Source organism: Terriglobales bacterium, from assembly GCA_035624475.1.
Classification (GTDB): domain Bacteria; phylum Acidobacteriota; class Terriglobia; order Terriglobales; family Acidobacteriaceae; genus DASPRL01.
Map to the genome: position 1 here is coordinate 1 of DASPRL010000174.1, position 2,998 is coordinate 2,998.

General features: G+C 69.2%; 4 protein-coding genes. All 4 read right to left on the minus strand.

Features of this window, described 5'->3' with window-relative positions:
- Nucleotides 1-182 (minus strand): hypothetical protein (locus tag VEG08_07155; GenBank protein HXZ27762.1); only part of this gene is annotated, 182 nt, incomplete at its 3' end.
- A gap of 29 nt (nt 183-211) precedes the next feature.
- Nucleotides 212-1,927 carry a hypothetical protein gene (locus tag VEG08_07160; GenBank protein HXZ27763.1) on the minus strand — a complete coding sequence of 572 codons (1,716 nt, stop codon included), beginning with the start codon at nt 1,925-1,927 and terminating at the stop codon, nt 212-214.
- On the minus strand, nt 1,924-2,679 hold the full coding sequence (gene rlmB / locus VEG08_07165) for a 23S rRNA (guanosine(2251)-2'-O)-methyltransferase RlmB (protein ID HXZ27764.1): 756 nt from the start codon (nt 2,677-2,679) through the stop codon (nt 1,924-1,926). The genes VEG08_07160 and rlmB overlap by 4 nt, the downstream gene beginning before the upstream one ends.
- 15 nt (nt 2,680-2,694) lie before the next feature.
- Nucleotides 2,695-2,998: phosphatase PAP2 family protein (locus tag VEG08_07170; protein ID HXZ27765.1), on the minus strand; the 304-nt coding region annotated here is incomplete at its 5' end.

The window sequence follows — 2,998 nt, forward strand, 5'->3', positions numbered from 1 at the left end:
CCGGCGTCGCCGGGGAGGTTGATGAGGTGCTTGGAGCCGGTCACGGTGCCGGCCGCGCCTAAGAACTGGATGTAGGCCAACGTGCCCTCCGCGCAGGCGACATTGTAAAGCAGTCGTTGGTCGTTCGTCGTTGGTGGTTGCGAGTCGTCGGCCGTCGGTCGTCGGCCCTCGGCCAAGATCACCCTTGGTTACTAGCTACCAGCGACGGTGGTCATTCCGGCTTGGGAATCGTGATGGTCATCGAGTTGTTGCTGCTGTCGGATTCTGGCACGCTGCCGTCGTTGACCCGCGCCTCTAATGGCTTGTCGGGAACGTTGATGTGCAGCACGGCCTTGGCGTGCCCGGCCACCTGCACGCGCTCGACCACCTCGCCGCCCTCGCCCTTCACGACTACCGGCGCCTCGGCAGCGGCGCTACCCAGGTTCTCCACCGTGACCGTCACCGTGTAGGAGCCGCGCAGCGTGGGCCGGGGATAGACGGCGGCGATTTTCAGGTCCGCCAGCCCGCGGTCGCGGTACACCCAGTCGTCGAAGAACCACTCCAAGTCCTTGTGCGACTGTGCCTCCAGCAGCCGCTGGAAGTACGAGGGCTCCTTGTCGTCGGCGGCGCGGTAGGACTGGAAGGCGCGCTGGAGCGCCTGGTCGCCCACCAATTCGCGCAGCATCCAGAAGACGTACATGGCCTTGGTGCGATAGAGGGCGGCGTCGGTAGTGGTGACCAGGGACTGCCCGGCGGGCGCGCCCGCCGCGGACGGCGAAGCTGTCGCCGCCTCCGCCGCCTGCAGCGCCGGCAGATGCGCGGCCATGTAGTCGAGCGCGGGCTGGCGCCCGCCTTGCTGCTCGCGCTCCAGCGCCTGCGCGAAGCTGGCCGCGCCCTCGTAGATCCACAGGCGCGGCGACTCCAGCGCCGCATGTGTCCACTGGTGCGCGAAGGTCAGCTCCAGCGACAGGCTGTCGGTAGGCTTCAGCGGGGTGAACAGCCAAACGCCGCTCTCGTAGGGCTCGGCGGTGCTTTCCGCCAGGTCCACCAGGACGGGCGATTGCTTGGGGCGGCCGAACCACTGGAGGGGAATGCCCGCTCCCTCCCCCGCCACGCGGGCATAGTCGGCGGCGGCCTCTTCCCTTCCTGCCAGATAATCGATCCTGATGCCGGCATCGGCGCGCTGGTGGTAGTCGCCGAAGGTAAAGCTGGGCACAACCCGGCCCAGGCCCTGCCACTGGTAGCTCGCCAAGAGCTTCTCCTTCGCGGAGCCGCCGGTGTTTACCGCGGTGACCACGGCGGGATAGCTGTTAGCCTCCAGCGTCCCCGCTTCTTCCGACCAGAAGATCACACCCACGGTGGAGGCCGCGTGCCGCTGCTTCCACGCCGCGATGGCATCGAAGACCTCGCTGCCGTTCGAGAGGTTGGCCGAGTCCATGGCCACCGGGTACCACACCACGTAGCCCAGCCCGCGCACGGCGGTGAAGCTCGCGCTGATGCGGTCCCAGTCGCTGCGCGCCGCCACCTCTTGAGGCACGCCGATGCGCTCCAGGCGGGTCGTGTCGGCGGGAATGGTGCCCGCGTAGGTCACGCCCAGCGCCACCGTACCGCCGGGCAGGATCGCCGCCGGCAGCGTCACGATGGCCTCCGCGAGCGCGCCGGTGTGGTCGATGTCGGAGATGTAGGGCTGCGAGAGCCATTGCACGTCCTTCCCGCCGGCGGTGATCGTCTTCCACTCCAGCGTGGACGAGATCTGCAGCACCACATTGCGCTGCGGCGCGGGTGAATCATTGCGGAGCTGCAAGCTGCCCTCGACGGCGAAGCCGCCCGTGGCGGGGTCGAGGTGCGCGTCGAGCGAGTACTGGGTGATGGTGAAGGCCTGGCGGTCGAGGGCGTGCGCGGCGAGCGGACCACAGAGGACACAGAGGACGCAGAGGAACTTCTTCATCTCTTCCCCTGCGCCGGCGCGCCGCCCGCCCGCCGCTGCCGCACCATCTCGTACATCACGATCCCCGCCGCCACCGAGACATTCAGCGACGCCACCTGCCCCAGCATGGGGATCGACACCAGGAAGTCGCAATGCCGGCGCACGTGCTCGTGCAGGCCTTTGCCCTCGGCGCCCAGCACCAGCGCGCAGTCCATCCTGTAGTCCACCTGCTCGTAGGACTTTGTGCCGCGCTCGTCCAGCCCCACCACCCAGATGTTCTTCGCCTTCATCTCCTCGATGGCGCGCCCGATGTTGGTGACGCGGGCGATGGTGAGATGCTCGGAGGCGCCGGCCGAGACCTTGGCCACCGCCCCGGTCACGCCCGCAGCCCGCCGCTCTGGCAGGATGACGCCGTCGCAGCCGGCGGCGTCGGCGGTGCGCAGGATGGCGCCCAGGTTGTGCGGGTCCTCCACGCCGTCGAGCGCCAGCACGAAGGCGTGCTCGCCGCGGCGGGCCGCCAGCACGTCGTCCAGGTCGGCGTACTTCTTGGCGGCGGTGACCGCCACCACCCCCTGGTGATTGTCGGTCTGCGCCAGCCGCTCGAGGTCGTAGCGCTCGAGGAAGCGCACCGGGATGCCGGAAGCACGGCAGTCGGCGATGATGCGCGCCAGCTTCTCGTCCGAGCGGTTGCGCGCCACCGCCACGTACTGGAAGGCACGCCCGCGGGCTTTCAGCGCTTCCAGCACCGCATGGATGCCGTAGATGGTCTGCATCCAGACCAGTGTACGTCAGGCCGGCGGCTCGCCGAGGGGAAGCAGGCGCCGCAGCACCGCCCGTGTGGCACAGCCGACCCGGCTGTGCCAGCCCGCGCAGCGGGCGCCAGAATCCAGCCCCGGGCGTAAGCCCGGGGTGAGCCGTCCTGATCGCGCCCGAGTCCCGTAAGGACGACAGAGCATCAAAGCAGCGGCAAGCCCTCCTACCGCAACCCCGGCGACCACGTCGGAGAGGTAGTGATACCCGTCGTACACCGCGCCCGCGCACAGCAGCGCCACCAGCGGCGTGAGCGCCGCTCCCAGCCGCGGCGCGTATCGC

Excerpts from the sequence above, each read along its gene's own strand:
- VEG08_07160 (HXZ27763.1), bottom strand. The coding sequence starts at position 1,927 with ATGAAGAAGTTCCTCTGCGTCCTCTGTGTCCTCTGTGGTCCGCTCGCC.
- rlmB (HXZ27764.1), bottom strand. The coding sequence starts at position 2,679 with ATGCAGACCATCTACGGCATCCATGCGGTGCTGGAAGCGCTGAAAGCC.